This window comes from Acetobacteraceae bacterium, assembly GCA_004843165.1.
Classification (GTDB): domain Bacteria; phylum Pseudomonadota; class Alphaproteobacteria; order Acetobacterales; family Acetobacteraceae.
Genome location: CP039459.1, coordinates 642,727 through 658,804 on the forward strand (window position 1 = coordinate 642,727; position 16,078 = coordinate 658,804).

The following is a 16,078-nucleotide window of genomic DNA, read 5'->3' on the forward strand; positions in this document are numbered from 1 at the left end:
TAGAACCTGCTGCTAGTCAAAATCTTCCTTTATGAAAAAAACTCTTTTCTTACAGCCCCCATCGCTTGAGGGATTTGATGGTGGTGCCGGTTCCCGTTATCAGGCCAAACGCGAAATTCGCTCTTTTTGGTATCCAACATGGCTCGCACAGCCTGCTGCGCTCATCGAGGGGGCGCGCCTTATGGATGCGCCGCCTGCCGGTATCTCTTTGGATGAGACCCTAAAAGAAGCCGCAAAATATGAATTTATTATCATTCATACCTCTGTGCCTTCCTTCCCTTCTGATCTCAAAGTTGCCGAAAAAATCCGTGCCATAAATCCGAACGCCATTCTTGGCATGATCGGTCCAAAAGTGGCTGTTGCGCCTAAGGATAGCTTAAAGCAAGCGACAGCGATTGATTTTGTTGCCGGAAAAGAATTTGATTTCACCCTGAAAGAAATTGCGGAAAATGTACCGCTTCACGCCGTCAACGGCATTACATGGCGGAATGATGCAGGCGAGATAAAAACCAATCCGCCCCGCCCTTTACTCGAAAATATGGATGATCTGCCTTTTGTTTCAAAAGTCTATAAAGAACATTTAAAAATCGAAGATTACTTTATCGGCTATTTAAAACATCCTTATCTTTCGCTCTACACCGGGCGTGGCTGTAAATCCCGCTGCACTTTCTGCCTCTGGCCGCAAACGGTCGGCGGCCATGTTTACCGTACCAGAAGTCCAGAACATGTGGCGGCTGAAATCAAATGGGCCAAAGAAAATCTACCGCAGGTGAAAGAATTCTTCTTTGACGATGACACCTTTACGGACGATTTGCCCCGTGCTGAGAAAATTGCCAGAGAGATGGGAAAACTCGGTGTCACATGGTCTTGCAACGCCAAGGCAAATGTCCCTTATAAAAGCCTGAAGATCTTTAAAAAAAATGGCCTTCGCCTCCTTTTGGTTGGATATGAAAGCGGCAATCAGCAAATTCTGCATAATATTAAAAAAGGGATGCGGATTGAAGTCGCCCGTCAATTCACCCAGGATTGCCACCAGTTAGGCATTCAAATTCATGGTACCTTTATTCTCGGCCTCCCCGGCGAGACCAAGGAAACCATTCAGCAAACAATTAATTTTGCCCGTGAAATCAATCCGCACACGATCCAGGTATCTCTGGCTGCCCCTTATCCCGGCACATTTCTTCATCAACAAGCCACGGAAAATGGCTGGTTAATGGCAGGTGATGCCTCCAGCCTCATTGATGAAAACGGTGTCCAGATTGCCCCCTTGAGCTACCCGCATCTGTCACATCAGGAGATTTTTGATGGGGTAGAGGAATTTTATAAGAAATTCTATTTCCGCCCTCGAAAAATCTTTACCATCGTCAAAGAAATGATTCTGGATTTCGATATGCTCAAAAGGCGCTTGAGAGAAGGAAAGGAATTTTTCCAATTCCTCCGTGACCGTAAGAAGACCACGGCCTAAATGCACCGAGACACTTCACGCCAAGTCCTCTTTTCAGCAGATGATTTTGGCATGTCTGTCGAAGTGAATGAAGCGATTGAAGAGGCGCACCGCAAAGGCATCCTCTCCACAGCCAGCCTGATGATTGCCGGCCCTGCGGTAGGAGATGCCATCAAACGCCTCACATATCTTCCTGATTTAAATGTCGGATTGCATCTCGTGGTGATTGAAGGCGAATCTCTTCTCCACCTTCCCGAAATTACCGATGAAAAAGGCTGGTTTGGAGATAATGGCGTCACATTAGGGTTTAAATATTTCTTTAAGGCGTCAGCCAGAAAAGCCCTTAAAAAAGAAATTACCGCACAATTCCAGGCCTTTGCCAAAACGGGCCTAAGATTAGATCATGCCAATGGGCATAAGCACATGCATTTGCATCCGCTGGTCGGAAAATATTTGATTTCAGCCGGTAAAGAATATGGTCTCAATGCGGTGCGTGTTCCCAATGAACCGCTTTCCGTTTTAGGCGTTAAACCGAGATTAGGCGCAACCGCATTGCAATCTTGGACAAAATTACTGCGTTTTCAACTCAAACAAGCCGGCATGAAAACAAGCGATTATTGTTTTGGGATTGAATGGTCAGGCCATTTCACACAGGAGCGCCTGAAATTTCTTCTACCCCGCCTGCCCCAAGGCAGCTCTGAAATCTATTTTCATCCGGCCACAGGCCAAAATCCCCGCATGAAAAATCTCATGCCCACCTACCAGCCGGAAGAAGAACTCAAAACGCTGTTAAATCCCGAAACCCCGAACCTCTTAGCTGAAAATCAAATAGAAATATTTCATTGGCATGACTTAAAATAAGAAAGTGCTTCATATCCACCATCTCGCTTTATTTTACCCTTCAGCCTATAAGAAGCGTATTTAGAAACTATTATCGGCGGGAGTTATTGTGAGGATTGGAAATCTTGTAAAGCAAAAAGGGCGCTATTTTCTTCCATTCGTAGGGCTCGCCTTTTTAGCCGGCTGCCTGCCACCGATGGGGCCATCCAATCTACGCCGAGATCATATCGCCTATGACCGTTCCATTGTCAAAGGCATGCAAGAGGAACTCCTGCTCAATATTCTCCAGCTTCGTTTTGGGGCACCGCCCTTCTTCCTCGAAACCCAGCAAATCATTGCAAGCTATGCCTATGAAAAAGGCGCAAAAGGCTATATTGCAGGTTCCCCTTGGGGCGGCGCAAATGAAACGGAACAAAATGGCTTAGGTCTCTCCGGCTCTATCAATTTTTCCGACAACCCGACCATTACCTTTCAGCCGATGAATGGCGACCAGATGAGTGCGCTTGTGCTCGCACCGCTCTCCCCGAATTTGATTTTTTCCCTGCTCCAAACCCATACGCCGATTGATACGCTTTTTTCACTGACGCTGGATTCTATTGCAGATTATGACAATATTCATCATGCTCTGCGTTCCGGCCAAAAACATGGCGGTGCCTCTAAAGATTTCACCCGCTTAATTTGGCTTTTACGGCAACTTCAAGTCGAAGATGCGATTGAAATCAATGTCATTCCCAATGACTCCCCCAGACGGAACGATAATGTTTTCAACCGTGCCTTCATCACCCTATTAGAGCCCGAAGATTCCAAAATTGCCGCCATGCAAAATGAGCTCAGAAAGCTTGCGCATCTTGCTCCTGATGAAAATAAAATCGAATTGGTGCATAAGCTCCATACACAACAAAAGGGAAAGATCAGTTTCACAACCCTTTCCATGCTCTCCATTTTAGCGAATATCTCCGCCACAGTCTCTATCCCTGAAAAAGCGATTAAAGATGGTGTTGCGCCGCCAACTCTGGTGGATAATATGCAACAAGGGCGTCCTGTTATTATGGTCAATTCCGGTCCGCATCATCGCTCGGATGTTTTTGTAAAAATCCATTATGACGGGACAACCTACTGGATTTCTAAAAAAGACTATGCAAGTAAAGTTGCCTTCACCCTCTTGCAAATTATCAATTCCCTCGCCGTTACCCGAACGGCTAACGGTGCTATGGTAACAATTCCGGTCAATCATTAAGGAAAAGAATAGGAGAAGCGTATTGATGTGGAAAATAACCTTATCCGTTTTAACGCTCCTCCTCATGACCTGCCCGCCTCAGGCTTTTGCCAAAATCACAGATTTAAAAGAGTCTTACACAGAAAAACTGCACCATACAGCGCCTAAACGTGAAATTTTAACCCTTGCGCCAAGCTGTAACCAAGGTGCCCCTGAACTCCTCTTATCCCGTCCGGGAATGGGACGTTGCCACCTCAAAACACAGCAAAGCGCAACACATTCCGCCTCCTCTTTGGGGCTGAAAGCCGGCAACCGAAACAGCCAGGCGGCACACCGTGAAGGCCGTTTTTCTTCCAGACAACGTGGGCCGGCACTCATTCAAGATCCAAACTGACGGAAAGATCCAATTATGCGAAACCTTCTTCCGTTTTCCTTCCTTGCGCTCTTGCTGTTTTCAGAGACATCTTTTGCCCAAAACCGCCCATGCCTGAAAAAACAGAGTTTCATTTCCTGCCTTCAAAACACTGTTAGGCCTTTTTCTTTCCAAACTTTTCCCCACACGGAAGCCGTTCCAGCGCATGGGATACGTTTGGTAATGATTAACGGACAGGTTGCGCTTTTAAAATTATCCCTGCCCCGCTTGCAATATCAGACATTATGCCGGAAATTAGGTATTACTTTTGCAAGAAGATCTTTACCCCTTTAATCCTTTTCAGGATTTTTCTATCTTCTCTTTCTTTGCAAGATAAGCTTAGCTAAAAAGGAAAGAGAATTTCTTCTTAAAAAAACACAGCAGATAGGTGGGCATAATGTTCAAAAAAACGGGTTCTTCAGATCAGGAAAAAACATCCATTCCTAATCCTGCCTCTAAGCTGGCCGGAACGCCGCCGCCATCTGCCCCTGCCACGCCCTCCATCCCACGCCGTGGCCTGCCGGGAAATCGCCCTTCCGCCTTTATGCCTAATCCGAAATCGGTTGAGGCGCATACTTTGGTTGTCGGCGAAGGCATTATCATTCAAGGGGAAGTTTTAAATGCCCAACGTCTTGTGATTCAAGGCACGGTAAAAGCCGATAAAATTGAATGTAATGAATTCATTATTGAAGAAAAAGGCACCTTTAAAGGCATTTCTGAAACTGAAAACGCCGACATTGCCGGTGTGATGGACGGCACCTTGATTGTCAAAGATACCTTGACTGTTCAATCAACAGGAAAATTACTTGGCAAAGCCCTTTACCGTAAGCTTCGTGTCGAAAATGGCGGCCGTATTATGGGTGAAATTCAAGTGTTAGAAGAAGATCCTTCCGAGGTAAAAAAACAAGCTCCCCATGACCGGAAACTTTCTCTTGAGGAAGCAAAAGAGAAAAAAGAATCGTAAAGTTTTGAAATGATGTCTAACTCTGAAAATCCCTCAAAGGCACCTGCTTCCATGCCGGAGAGGGTCATTATCGACCCGCCTTTTGGCGAGAAAAAAGTCCTCCTGCATTCCTGCTGTGCCCCTTGCTCCTGCGAGGTTATGGCCGCGATGCAGGCCGCAGGCATTGAATATGCGGTTTTCTTTTACAATCCCAATATTCAGCCGGAAAAAGAATATCTTTTACGGAAAGAAGAAAATATCCGCTTTGCCAAAAAGCACAATATCGAATTTATTGACGCTGATTATGATGTCGATAATTGGATGGCGCGTGCCAAAGGCATGGAATTTGAGCCAGAGCGTGGATTACGCTGCACAATGTGTTTTGACATGCGCCTAGAGCGGACAGCTCTCTATGCACATGAAAACGGCTTTCCTGTCATTGCCACCTGCCTTGGGATTTCAAGATGGAAAAATCTTGCACAAATCAATGATTGCGGGGAGCGTGCCGTCAAACCCTATGAGAATGTGAAATATTGGGGCTTTAACTGGCGGAAAAAAGGCGGTGCTGCCCGTATGATTGCCATCAGTAAAGAAGAGGAATTCTACCAGCAGCAATATTGCGGCTGTGCCTACTCCCTAAGGGATTCCAACAGATGGCGCAAAGGACAAGGCCGTCCGATTATCCAAATCGGCGAAGGGGTTTATAGCAACGATCCCAAAGCGCAAGAGACCTAAAACAAAACCCCCTTGATTTTCAAGGGGGTTATTTGCTTATTTCACAATTTTGCGGACATAAGCCTGTTCGCAATGTTCAAGACAGTAAGGCCGCCCTGGGACAATTTTTCCGCCGCAAAAATGGAAATCGGCATCCCCCGGATCACCAAAAGGCCACTGACAAGTTAAACCTAATCTTTTTGGCACTTGCGGAACGAGTTTTTCTCTTTTTTCCGCTGGCTTGGATTTTCTTTTTGCTTTCAGACGCGCGGCCTCAGCTGCAAAATCCTCTTCCATGAGGTCATCAAAATTATCCTCGTCCAAGACCGAAGGCGCAGGCTCTTTTGGGGCAACAACTTTCTTTTCCAAAACAGGTTTTTCAATCGGTTTTGGCTTACGCTCTTCTTTTGGCGCAAGAACTGATTTCGCAACCGGCTTCAAGATTTCAGTCTTTAGCAGAGATGCCTTCGCCGGCTCTCTTTCTTTAAGAGGTTTAGGGGCAGGTGCCTCTTTTTCAAAGAGCTCATTTTGATCTTTAGAAGCTGTAGCCTGTTTTTTCCGGCGGGATTTAATAGGAGATGGGCGTGTTGGCAGCTTAAGGCGATGCGCCTTGCCAACGACAGCATTTTTTGTCGTTCCCAAACGCCGTCCGATTTCTGCTGTCGAATGGCCTTCTGCCCAGAGGGTTTTTAACCGTTCAATTACTTCGTCAGTCCATTCCATTCATCAATTCCTTAAATGATCTCTTCTTCCGGCCAGATTTCTTTTCTCAAATGTCATTTCAACTTTCCGGCTCTCAGAGATCTCCTAGGAAAAGCTGATAAGGATATTTTTGTCATCACCAAAAAAAATCTAAAAGCGGGAATCCCCACCCCTATTTATTTTTTAAATTTCTATCGATTCGTTTGTGCACATTACGCCTGTGATTTCACAGCCGTAACCTGTCCGCCCTTGATTTGCAAAGAAAGCCTTCCTTCTAACAAATCCAAGGCCTCTTTTCCAAAAATATCTGCTCGCCAACCTTTTAGCGTATCCACCTCTTTTCGACCATGCGCTAAGGCATTTAAATCGACATTCGAAGCGACCACTTTTGGAGAGACAGAATGTTCATGCGCCTTAAGTTCCAACAGGACGGAAAGCAGATTAGCGATTAGCTTTGTGCGAGGCGTCATCTTCTCCCCTTTTCGGGTAGGCGCTAACGGGAGCTGATCCTCTGGAATTGCACGTCCTTTTGCAATCATTTTTAACAAACGTGCCCCAAGATCATTATATGCCAGCTTGGCAGGAAAACCTCGAATATTGGCCAACGCCTCCGCATTTTGCGGTGCGGTAATCGCGGTTTGCGCCAACACGTCATCCCTTAAAAGACGTTGGCGTGGAATATCCGCTGCCTGCGCCTCAGCCTCACGCCATGCGGCTAAAAGCTGTAAAATCCCCATTGCTCTGCGTCCGCCGCCACGAAGGGAGATCTTCTCCCAGAGCGTGTCAGGTGCCGGAAAGAAGAATTCTTCATTTTCCAAATTTGCCAAATCATCCTTTAGCCAAGAAAGACGATTATTTTTGGTTAAGCGTTCCATCAGCTCAAGATAAACAAGACGCAGATGGGTGACATCCGCCACAGCATAGGTTTTTTGGTTTTCAGATAACGGACGTTTGGCCCAGTCGGTGAAACGATGGCTTTTATCAATCCGCCCCTTTGTCAAAGCGGAAACGAGCGCATCATATCCGATCTGATCGCCAAGCCCCTCGGCACGTGCGGCAATCTGAGTGTCAAAGACATTTTTAGGCAATTTTCCAAAAAGATGAAAAAAGATTTCCAAATCCTGCCGGGCAGCATGAAAAACCTTGAGGCAATCCGGCTTAGCCATCAACTCGCCCAAAGGTTTTAAATCCAGCCCCGGCACACAGGCATCAATGAGCGCTGTCTGATCCTTGCCGCCGATCTGTACGAGGCAAAGCTGCGGCCAATAAGTCTTTTCCCGCACAAATTCGGTATCAACGGTGACAAATGACTCTTGCGAAACTTGCTTGCAAAATTCAGCGACTTCGTCCGCTGTCGTAATATAGCGGACAGGATTAGTGAAAACAGAAATCTTTTTATCCTTTAAGATATATATCAGCTAAAAATAACCTTGATAAAAGGCCGCTAAGCCCTTAGCCCTCAATATGTTCTTTAATCAAAGCAGAAAGCTGTGACTGCCCCAAAGCACCGACCTGACGGGCAACAACTTCACCCTTTTTAAACAAAAGAATCGTTGGGATACTGCGAACAGCATATTTTGTCGGTGTTTCCAGCTCGTTCTCAATATTAACTTTAGCAACAAGCAATTTACCGGAAAATTCTTTGGCAATTTCTTCCAAAACAGGGGAAAGCATTTTGCAAGGACCGCACCATTCTGCCCAGAAATCAACCAAAACCGGCAGATCTGATTTTAAAACAGCCTTATCAAAAGCCGCATCTGAAACATTAAGAATATTCCCGCTCATTTTCTTTTCTCCTCGTTTGGACTTTTTACATTTTGCGTTAATCTTTTCCTAACGCACGACAGTAAAAGAGACCAAGTCATTCTTTTACAAAGCTCCATTTTATTCCCCAAAAGGAAACCAAACCAGCCTTTTTCTTGAAAAATTTCTTTTTTATTTCTCCAGCTGATTTTTTGAACAGCTCTTTAAAAAACCTTTTGAAAAATCCTTCAAAGGACAATGGCAATGGATTTTACATTTTGCTGAGATGACAGGAAATTCTAAAATAGGCGCCTTATAATCCGGGGAAAGGGTTTTTCGTGCCTTGCGCTTTCGCTATCATGGAGACCTCATCCTCAAATTATTTACGCCTTCCATCACAGCTAATTTCCCAATTTGTTTGTCAGAAGCTCAAAGGCCAGAACCCGATTACATGGCGGAACGTGACCAACATAACCGCCGCTCGCATTCGAAACAGTTCCACTTTTAGCGTCAAAAAAGCCAATTATCTTCCCGTCAACTGAGACTGGGCCTCCAGCGTCTACTCGTCCCAAATACCCTTTTGACGTCGAAATATTCCCACTTGAATCTATGCGCCCGGCAAATCCCTGCTGATTGGAAATATTCCCATTGGCACCAACATGGCCGGCAAAACCTTGTGCATTCGAAATATTCCCGCTTGAATCCATTGAGCCTACATAACCTTGAGCGCTGGAAACATTCCCTGAATACTTAACATCATTATGATCACAAGAAGCGCCCGAAGAGGTGGACGGAATATTGTAGCCGGGCTGTGTTTCAGCAACAAAAGCTCTCCGTTTAGCGCCTATATAATTTAAATCCTCTTGCGAATAGGTCGCCATTTTCTTTAAAACCGCCGCAGGTACCGTTCCAACTAATTTAACTTTTTGGCTGTCCGTATCATCTAACTGCCAAAGTTCCTTTTTATCTTTATTACTATAAATACCAAAACCCGTACTGTTAACATTTTTAAGAGCATCAACTGTAGCAAAACCATCAATCCTGCTACCATTCTCTATATCCGAATACCCAAATTGAGAAATCTGCGGCACCATTTTTGCAATATAGGGGCTGACGGGCTTTTTTAATGTCAACTTCCAATTAGCATAAAGCTTTGTTGGATATGAAAGTGTCCCCACCTGATATTCTCTGGCCTCTTTATCAAAACAGGTCAAAGAATGGTCCAAATTTAAACGGCAAAAGGCTACGGGTCTATTTTGCTTATCAAATCCCACCAAAGCAGAAGGAAGATTTTCATAGAAGGGAAAAGGATACGGCGCCGACATTCCAAGAGATGGCACAAAACCAGCACTCAGAAGGAATAATGTTAATCTTCTGGACTTCCTGACTTCTTTAAATTTCATTCTTTTTCTTCTTTTCCTGATCCGTTTTCCACTGCTCTAAAACCGCTTTTAAGAAATTTTCGGAAAAGACTGTTTCCTCTAGGCTCTCCGTCCAGATCAGATAGGCTTTTAACGGCAGGTCAGGATAGATTTCCTTCAATAGCCCGGCGTAAAGCGCTAATTGGAGCTGATAGGCTTTCGATTTTTCGCCAAAAAATTTCTTGCCTGTTTTATAATCGGCAAGGAAAATCCCCTCTTTCGTAAGATTAAGACGATCCACAATCCCGTTTACGACCTGTCCAGAGGCCACGCCGGTTAAGGGCTGTTCCGCACGGCTGCCTTTTTCAAAAAGCTTTGCAAGACTAGGTTTTTCAAGCAAATCCGTCATTTTTTGCGCAATTTCTTCCCTGTCTGCATCGTCCCATGTCTTCGCATTCTGATCCAGCCAATTCAGCGCAATAAAAAACCGCTCTTCGGGGGCAATATCGGGCAAGAACTCCAGCAAGTGATGGATAATTTTTCCACGCTGTGCTGCCTGCTGTTTACGGGATTTTGGCGTAATCCGCACCTCGTCAAGTGGCGAACTGACAGCAGGTAAATCCTCCAATGCGCCGTCTTCGGACTGGCTGGGGCGCAAAGGCCGTGCCAAACGATCCTCTTTTTCTGGCGCAATTGCCTGCCAGTTCCGATCTTTTCCAACCCATTCCGGTAAAGATTCAACAGAATGCCCTATGCTTGTGTCCTCTTTCGTTAATCTTTCTGGCTTTTCGACATTTGCCTCAAAGATAAAACTTGGAAATTCTTCAGCATTTTTAGGTAAATTCAGACCCGATAAAGTCTCTTTGAACGTAAATCCTTCCCGCTTTTTTAACTGGAAAAGCGTTTTTTCGCACGCCTCCACCCATTTTGGCTGGCTAAATCTTTGCTGTGCATTACAGCAACCGGCGACAATCAGCGCATCAGCAGGCCGTGTTACGGCCACATATAAAAGGCGGTTTTCCTCCTGCTCAAGTGCCATTTGACGCTCTGTTTTTTCTGGCTCGCAAATTTCAGGCAAATCCTCTCCCCAATGGTCGATTGGGAGACATTTCTTTTGCTCTCCCTCTATGCTTTCCAGCCAATAGAAACCGTCTGCCTCCTTTGTTTTTCCCTTTTTACACAGCACAATCACTAAGGGTGCTTGCAAACCTTTCGCCCCATGCACGGTCATAAAACGTACGGCATTTTCCCCCTCGGCAGGCTGGCGCTTAATCTCGGATTCATTTTGCTGCATCCAAGCGACAAAGCCCTGAAAAGACGGAATATGAAGAGTTTCATATTCCAATGCCGCCTCTAAAAAACGATCCAAAGGCTCTAAAGCCTCCTGTCCGAAACGAGCAAACATGCCGGCTCGGCCACCAAAAGTACCTAATGCCTGCGAAAGAATTTGATACGGACTGTCATAATCCAATCGGTTTAAAAGATTACTGAAAATCTCATATGCTTTGCGCCAATCTGCCCTTTCCTCAAAACGATCCTGCAAATTTTTCCAAAGTGGCGGAAAAGATTTAGATTTTTCTGCCCCAAATTCTTTTGGCCCAAGGCGCAAATCCATCAAAGAGGGATCATCCAATCCCCCTAAAGGCGATGTTAAAAAACAGGCAAAAGAGAAATCATCACTTGGGAGCAATAATGCCTCGCACAAGGCCATCATATCTTTAGCCTGCGGCGTTTCCATCAAGCGTCCGCCGATACAATTGACGATCGGAATATTTTCTTTTTTAAGCGCACGCATCAGGGTTGGCGGCAGGTCTGAACGGTTTCTTACCAGAAATAACACATCTTTCGGCTTTAAGGCCGGCTGTTGCGTCCCCTCAAAATGGGCTTGCAACATAGAACAGAGGCGCTGCACCAGCAACGAAGCAGAAGTGGGCTGATGGCTGATAAAATCCTCCTCCTCTTCGCTCTCTTCCTGATCTTGATTAAGGACTTGAATAGCCGGCCAGACTTCGACTTTTCCCCATTGCGCTTTACGGGCGGAAAGATGTTCAGGAAAATCCTCACCATCCTCCCGTACACCCTCGCCCATCTCCCCTTTAAAAAGTTCATTCACAAAGGTTAAAACAGGTTTTGTCGTGCGGAAGGAAGTGATGAGCGGAAAACCACCATCCCATGAAAAACCCGCCGCCTGAATTTTATTGGCGTAACGCTGACGTGATTTTAAAAATTCCTCTGGTTTAGCCCCTTGGAAGCCAAAAATAGATTGTTTAACATCCCCCACAGCAAAAATCGTTCTATTTTTAGACCTCACCTGTTCAGAGGAGGTAAAAAAATCCGATGTCAGCACATCGACAATTTTCCACTGAATAGAAGAATTATCCTGCACCTCATCGAGCAACAGATGATCAATGCCGCCATCTAATTTATAACGTACCCAATCCATCGAGAGATCGTCCAAAAGCGCTTTGGTTTGGGCGATCAGATCATCATAATCCAACTGGCCTGTAAAATTTTTGCGCTCTTTTAAGCGCTTAACTCCTTGAAGCCCTAAGGAGAGAAAGGCCGCTCCAAAATGCGCCAGATGGACATTTTGCCTCTTTCGCTGAATGTTTAAAAGACGCTCAACCTCTTCTTTTAAAAGCGTTTCAAGTTCCGGGGCTGCCGCTTTTTCCGCCTTCACAAGAAAACGGCTGTTTAACGTCCCCTTTGTCGTGATGAATTTTCCCCATATCTCAGGCAATCGCTGATCGGGAGAGGTGAGAAGCCATTCCAGCAATTCGGCTTTTTCAGGTTTAATCGTTATAATTTTGCGAAACCCTGCAACCAAAGCCGCTTCTTTGGGCGGTGTTACCCATTCTCGCTCCCAATTTTCATCCTCTTCTGAAAGATCGAGTGCTTGAAAATAAAGCGCTTTAAGATTTTCAAAGTTCGTCTTTTGCGTCTTATCATCCTCGAAACAGCGAAGCTGCTCCTGCGCTCTTGAGAGATCGCCTACCAGTCCCATAATCGTTTTCGCATTAGGGGTGCTTTGTCCCTCGAAATTCCGCTGCGGTGAGAGAATTTCAATGGATTTTCGATGATCTGGGAAAGCGCCCTCTATGGCTTGCGTCAGGATGTGATTTTTTTCTTGATCGTCAATGATGGAAAAATTCGGATCAATTTTTGCCTCGGCTGGAAAGCGCCGCAAGATGGATTCACAGAAGGCATGAATGGTTTCAATCCGCACCCCGACAGGGCTTTCTAAGACTTTCCGCAAAAGATCCCGTGCCCCTTGGCGGATTTTCACATTCTCGGCATCCGGTACCTCCAGCGCCTTCAACTCTTTAAGCAATTCCGTATCCGAAAGGCTGAACCATTCGGCTAATTTTGCCCTGAGACGATTTTGCATTTCCGCTGCGGCAGCCTTGGTAAAAGTCAGGCAAAGAATATTCGCCGGATCGGCACCGGGGAGAAGAAGCTCTTCCTCACCGGAATCTTCCTCACTTCGGCGAACAGTAACTCTCGGTAGCATCAAACGCAAAAGACGGTCGATCAGGAGCTTTGTTTTGCCTGACCCTGCGGAGGCACCAACAAAGACAGAGCTTGTCGGATTAGAGGCTCTCGCTTGGGCTTCTGTTGCCCTTTGAATAATAGAATCCAGCATTACATCCCCCGCCATTCAACCATCCGTGCCAGCTGTGCATAAGGACTATCCAGCGTCCCATTCCCTGCCTCATAGGCTTTTTCCGGATTTTCATACGCGACAATCAGTTGATAAAGATTATCAAGAATATGATTCATCTGCTTCCGAATATTTGCCTGCTGTTCAGGACCCGGCTTGCGCATTGCCCCGGAAAGCAACGTCCTAAAATTCTCTTTTTGTTTACTGCTGCCTTTTAACTGCCAGTAAATCAAATCCTCAATTTCAAATGATTCCATCTGATCAAAACCCCCTGAACGCAAGACAGCGCCCTCAAGTAAAAGCTGAGGATATTCTCCTTTTTCTACCGCACTTAAGCGCGGCAAAGTGCCTGTTTTATAATCATAAATGACCGCCCTTTCGCCATGTTCCGTTTTGAGAATATCCACACGGTCAGCACGGCCTGTCAGCTCGAAAGACGGGTCTTGAAATTGATAAGAGAGACTTTGCTCTAAAAAGATTTTTTTAGGAACGGATGTTTTTTCTCTTTCCCAAATAATGGCAGCGATTGCCTTTAACCTCGGATGCCACCAATTTTTAATACTCTGGCGATAAGGAGCGTCTGCCAATGCTTCGAAAAAGACAGTTTCAATCTGTGCCAGATTGCCCTTTTGGGGCAATTTCCGTTCAAAAATCGTCTCCAGCGCCTTATGGATCAGAATACCGAAATCCTTATAATCCATATTTTCCGCCAGCCCTGCCAAGGGGGATAATTCTAAAATCTTATTCGCATAAATCGCATAGGGGAAATTCTGTAAAATAGCGACCGATGTCACCCCTAACTTCCGAGGGCGAAAGGCGATCGGCGGTTTCGGGAAAGGCTGTTCTGCACCTTTAACATGCAATGCTATATCAAGATTTTTTGCCCATGTAAGGGATTTAAAACTGGGGAAATCTTTCCCCTTTCCCATCAAAGCCTTGGCCCGAATGAGCCACGGCGCTGCAATATTTGGGCGCTCTGCATCTCGCATAGAGCGAGAGAAAATCACCTCTCCCGTACCGCAAGCAAAAGCCTGAAAATCCTGTGCAAAGGCCCCAAGGCGGCGCTCCGGCAAGAACAGGCCGCCTGATTTACGCATCATCCGCCCCATCCAAGGGCCACAATTTGCCAATGGCGGCCAGATTCCCTCATTCAGTCCCCCTAAAATCACCCGATCAAAAGATAAAAGTCTGGCCTCCAAAATCCCAAGAATAAAAACTCTGGGATGCGAAACTTCTTCACCGTCAAGGTAATTCCGCAAACCTGTAATCGAAATGCCCTGCATCGTTTCGCTTAGGAAATCGGCAAATCCTTCCAACGGCTGAGGCGGCAAAGGATTTTCCTTAAACGCAACAAGAAGCTCACTCAAATGTTCGGCGAGTTTCTGACCATCTTCGCCACGCCAGAGGCGGGATTCAGGTTCTGGTATCTCTTGCGTTACTTCCGGCAAAGCGAGTTTTTCAGCGCTGGCAATCGCTGCCCGCAACAAATCAAGCGCCTCAAATTCCTGATATTTCTGCCCCATCATAGGTACAAACACCTCAAAAGCGCTCTCTAAACGATCAAGCAACGCCATTAATTCATGTTGTTTGCCAACCGTAAGCCCTTCTGACTCCAAAGATTCAAGTTTTTGGCGCAGGCCTGTAATACCGCCATTAATGGGCGCACCTCTAAGAATTTCACGCTCGAGACAGCGGATTAAAGGCCGTGCATTGTCCCTTCCCAATCCGAAAGAGGCCCTTGGATGTTTTAACAGCGCAAGCAAAGACACCGCCGAGAAATTTTCACTTGCCGCCGCAATAACAAGACGTAAAAAAACAGCAGACGGCGTGCCTGCTAAAGCCGCCCCGGCACTATCATCGGCATTGATCCCAAAACGCTTTAATTCTGCACTCACCCGAATGGCAAGCGAGCGATCAGGTGTCACCAAGGCCGCTGTTTTCGCTGGCTTCGAAATACCATCTCGTAAAGCCAACGCAATCGCTCTGGCTTCCTGCTGGGTATCCTCTGCTTCAATCCGCCATGTATTATCTGGCACATTCAGCGGCATTGGCTGACCATTTTCAATCTGCATCGCCATTTTGGGCGAAAAGGCTTCTCGCCAAAAAATTTCACGTTGAGAGGTCGGCGCTTTTGAAAAAGAAAGATCTGTTCCGTCTATTTTCGACAGTGCAAAATCCCAATTCTGAAAATCTGCCCGTGCCTTTCCCATTCGCTCCAAAAGGTCTTTAAAAATAAATTGCGGATGTGATTGCGGCAGAATTTCCCAAACTGAATCAGGAATCTCTAAATCAATGCCCCGTAAAATCACACGCCCTTTAGGCAGGGCGGCCACTTTGGAAAGTATATTTGCCACGCCGGAAGAGCCATCAACAAATCCCACAGCCCAAACATTCCCCAAGGGCGGTTTTTCTTCAAATGATTGCGCAAGGATATTGAGTCTTTCCACCTCTCTGGCAACCGGATTGAGAAAAGAATCCCTTGTCAAAATTTCGGGGAGCGCCTGACTGACAATCGCTAAGAATTTCAGAATTTTTTCCCAATGCGCCGAGAGGTCCTGACTTTCCGCCTGTGCCTTTTCGATCGCCTCGCTTAACGAAATCTCTGCCCGATCCGCCTCATCGATCAATTCACCGAGACTTGAAGCCAATCCCCATAAGATTTTTGCGGAGCTTAAGAGTTCTGTCTCTTCGGAGACCTCTTGGAATTTTTTTACCAAAGACATTAACAGCGCCGTTCGGTGTAGTTTTGAAATGGCCGGTGGTAACTTCAGAAGTTTTTCGATCGCTTCAAAATTCGCAGAACGCTCCATATCGCCAATAACAGCTATGCGGGGCAATAAAAGCGCTTTGCCATCCAAAACACGTAAAAAAGCCTCGCTCAGATGCCGTGCCGCCCGGCGCCCCGGCACGAGAATCATTCCCTCGTCAAAGGCAAACTTCTCTAAAGATTGCTTCTCTTTTCCGGCTTCCAGCCATGCTTTGGCAATGGTTTCAAAAAAAGACACACGAAGTGGAAGGGCATGAAGGGACATATTTTTTTCC

General features: G+C 46.0%; 13 protein-coding genes. 7 read left to right on the forward strand and 6 right to left on the reverse strand.

Annotation, left to right across the window (positions count from 1 at the left end):
• Positions 1–31 precede the first annotated feature (31 nt).
• From hpnJ to FAI41_03190, 7 genes are all read left to right on the forward strand, one after another.
• Positions 32–1,465 (forward strand): hopanoid biosynthesis associated radical SAM protein HpnJ, encoded by a 1,434-nt coding sequence (hpnJ, locus tag FAI41_03160; GenBank protein QCE32658.1) that lies wholly within the window; start codon positions 32–34, stop codon positions 1,463–1,465.
• On the forward strand, positions 1,466–2,305 hold the full coding sequence (locus FAI41_03165) for a ChbG/HpnK family deacetylase (protein QCE32659.1): 840 nt from the start codon (positions 1,466–1,468) through the stop codon (positions 2,303–2,305).
• An 88-nt stretch (positions 2,306–2,393) separates the two neighbouring features.
• The gene (locus tag FAI41_03170; GenBank protein ID QCE32660.1) at positions 2,394–3,521 is read left to right on the forward strand and encodes a hypothetical protein; all 1,128 of its coding nucleotides are present in this window, start codon (positions 2,394–2,396) and stop codon (positions 3,519–3,521) included.
• Positions 3,522–3,543: 22 nt separating this feature from the next.
• The gene (locus tag FAI41_03175; protein QCE32661.1) at positions 3,544–3,894 is read left to right on the forward strand and encodes a hypothetical protein; all 351 of its coding nucleotides are present in this window, start codon (positions 3,544–3,546) and stop codon (positions 3,892–3,894) included.
• A 15-nt stretch (positions 3,895–3,909) separates the two neighbouring features.
• Positions 3,910–4,206, forward strand: coding sequence for a hypothetical protein (locus FAI41_03180; protein ID QCE32662.1), 297 nt, complete (start codon positions 3,910–3,912; stop codon positions 4,204–4,206).
• A 103-nt stretch (positions 4,207–4,309) separates the two neighbouring features.
• On the forward strand, positions 4,310–4,876 hold the full coding sequence (locus FAI41_03185) for a polymer-forming cytoskeletal protein (GenBank protein ID QCE32663.1): 567 nt from the start codon (positions 4,310–4,312) through the stop codon (positions 4,874–4,876).
• Positions 4,877–4,927: 51 nt separating this feature from the next.
• Positions 4,928–5,590, forward strand: a complete 663-nt coding sequence (locus tag FAI41_03190) for an epoxyqueuosine reductase QueH (protein ID QCE33773.1) — start codon at positions 4,928–4,930, stop codon at positions 5,588–5,590.
• 36 nt (positions 5,591–5,626) lie between these two features.
• Here FAI41_03190 and FAI41_03195 read toward each other — a convergent pair whose 3' ends face one another.
• The 6 genes from FAI41_03195 to addB all read right to left on the reverse strand — a co-directional run bounded on the left by FAI41_03195 (position 5,627) and on the right by addB (position 16,068).
• The gene (locus tag FAI41_03195; GenBank protein ID QCE32664.1) at positions 5,627–6,292 is read right to left on the reverse strand and encodes a GcrA cell cycle regulator; all 666 of its coding nucleotides are present in this window, start codon (positions 6,290–6,292) and stop codon (positions 5,627–5,629) included.
• Positions 6,293–6,483: 191 nt separating this feature from the next.
• A complete protein-coding gene (gene rnd, locus FAI41_03200) occupies positions 6,484–7,680 on the reverse strand; it encodes a ribonuclease D (protein QCE32665.1) in 1,197 nt (398 codons plus the stop codon).
• Between the two features lie 43 nt (positions 7,681–7,723).
• A complete protein-coding gene (gene trxA, locus FAI41_03205; protein ID QCE32666.1) occupies positions 7,724–8,056 on the reverse strand; it encodes a thioredoxin in 333 nt (110 codons plus the stop codon).
• Positions 8,057–8,415: 359 nt separating this feature from the next.
• Positions 8,416–9,417 (reverse strand): hypothetical protein, encoded by a 1,002-nt coding sequence (locus FAI41_03210; protein QCE32667.1) that lies wholly within the window; start codon positions 9,415–9,417, stop codon positions 8,416–8,418.
• Complete coding sequence (locus FAI41_03215) at positions 9,407–13,033, reverse strand: hypothetical protein (protein ID QCE32668.1); 3,627 nt, start codon at positions 13,031–13,033, stop codon at positions 9,407–9,409. The genes FAI41_03210 and FAI41_03215 overlap by 11 nt, the downstream gene beginning before the upstream one ends.
• Positions 13,018–16,068, reverse strand: coding sequence for a double-strand break repair protein AddB (gene addB, locus FAI41_03220; GenBank protein QCE32669.1), 3,051 nt, complete (start codon positions 16,066–16,068; stop codon positions 13,018–13,020). The genes FAI41_03215 and addB overlap by 16 nt, the downstream gene beginning before the upstream one ends.
• Positions 16,069–16,078 lie beyond the last annotated feature (10 nt).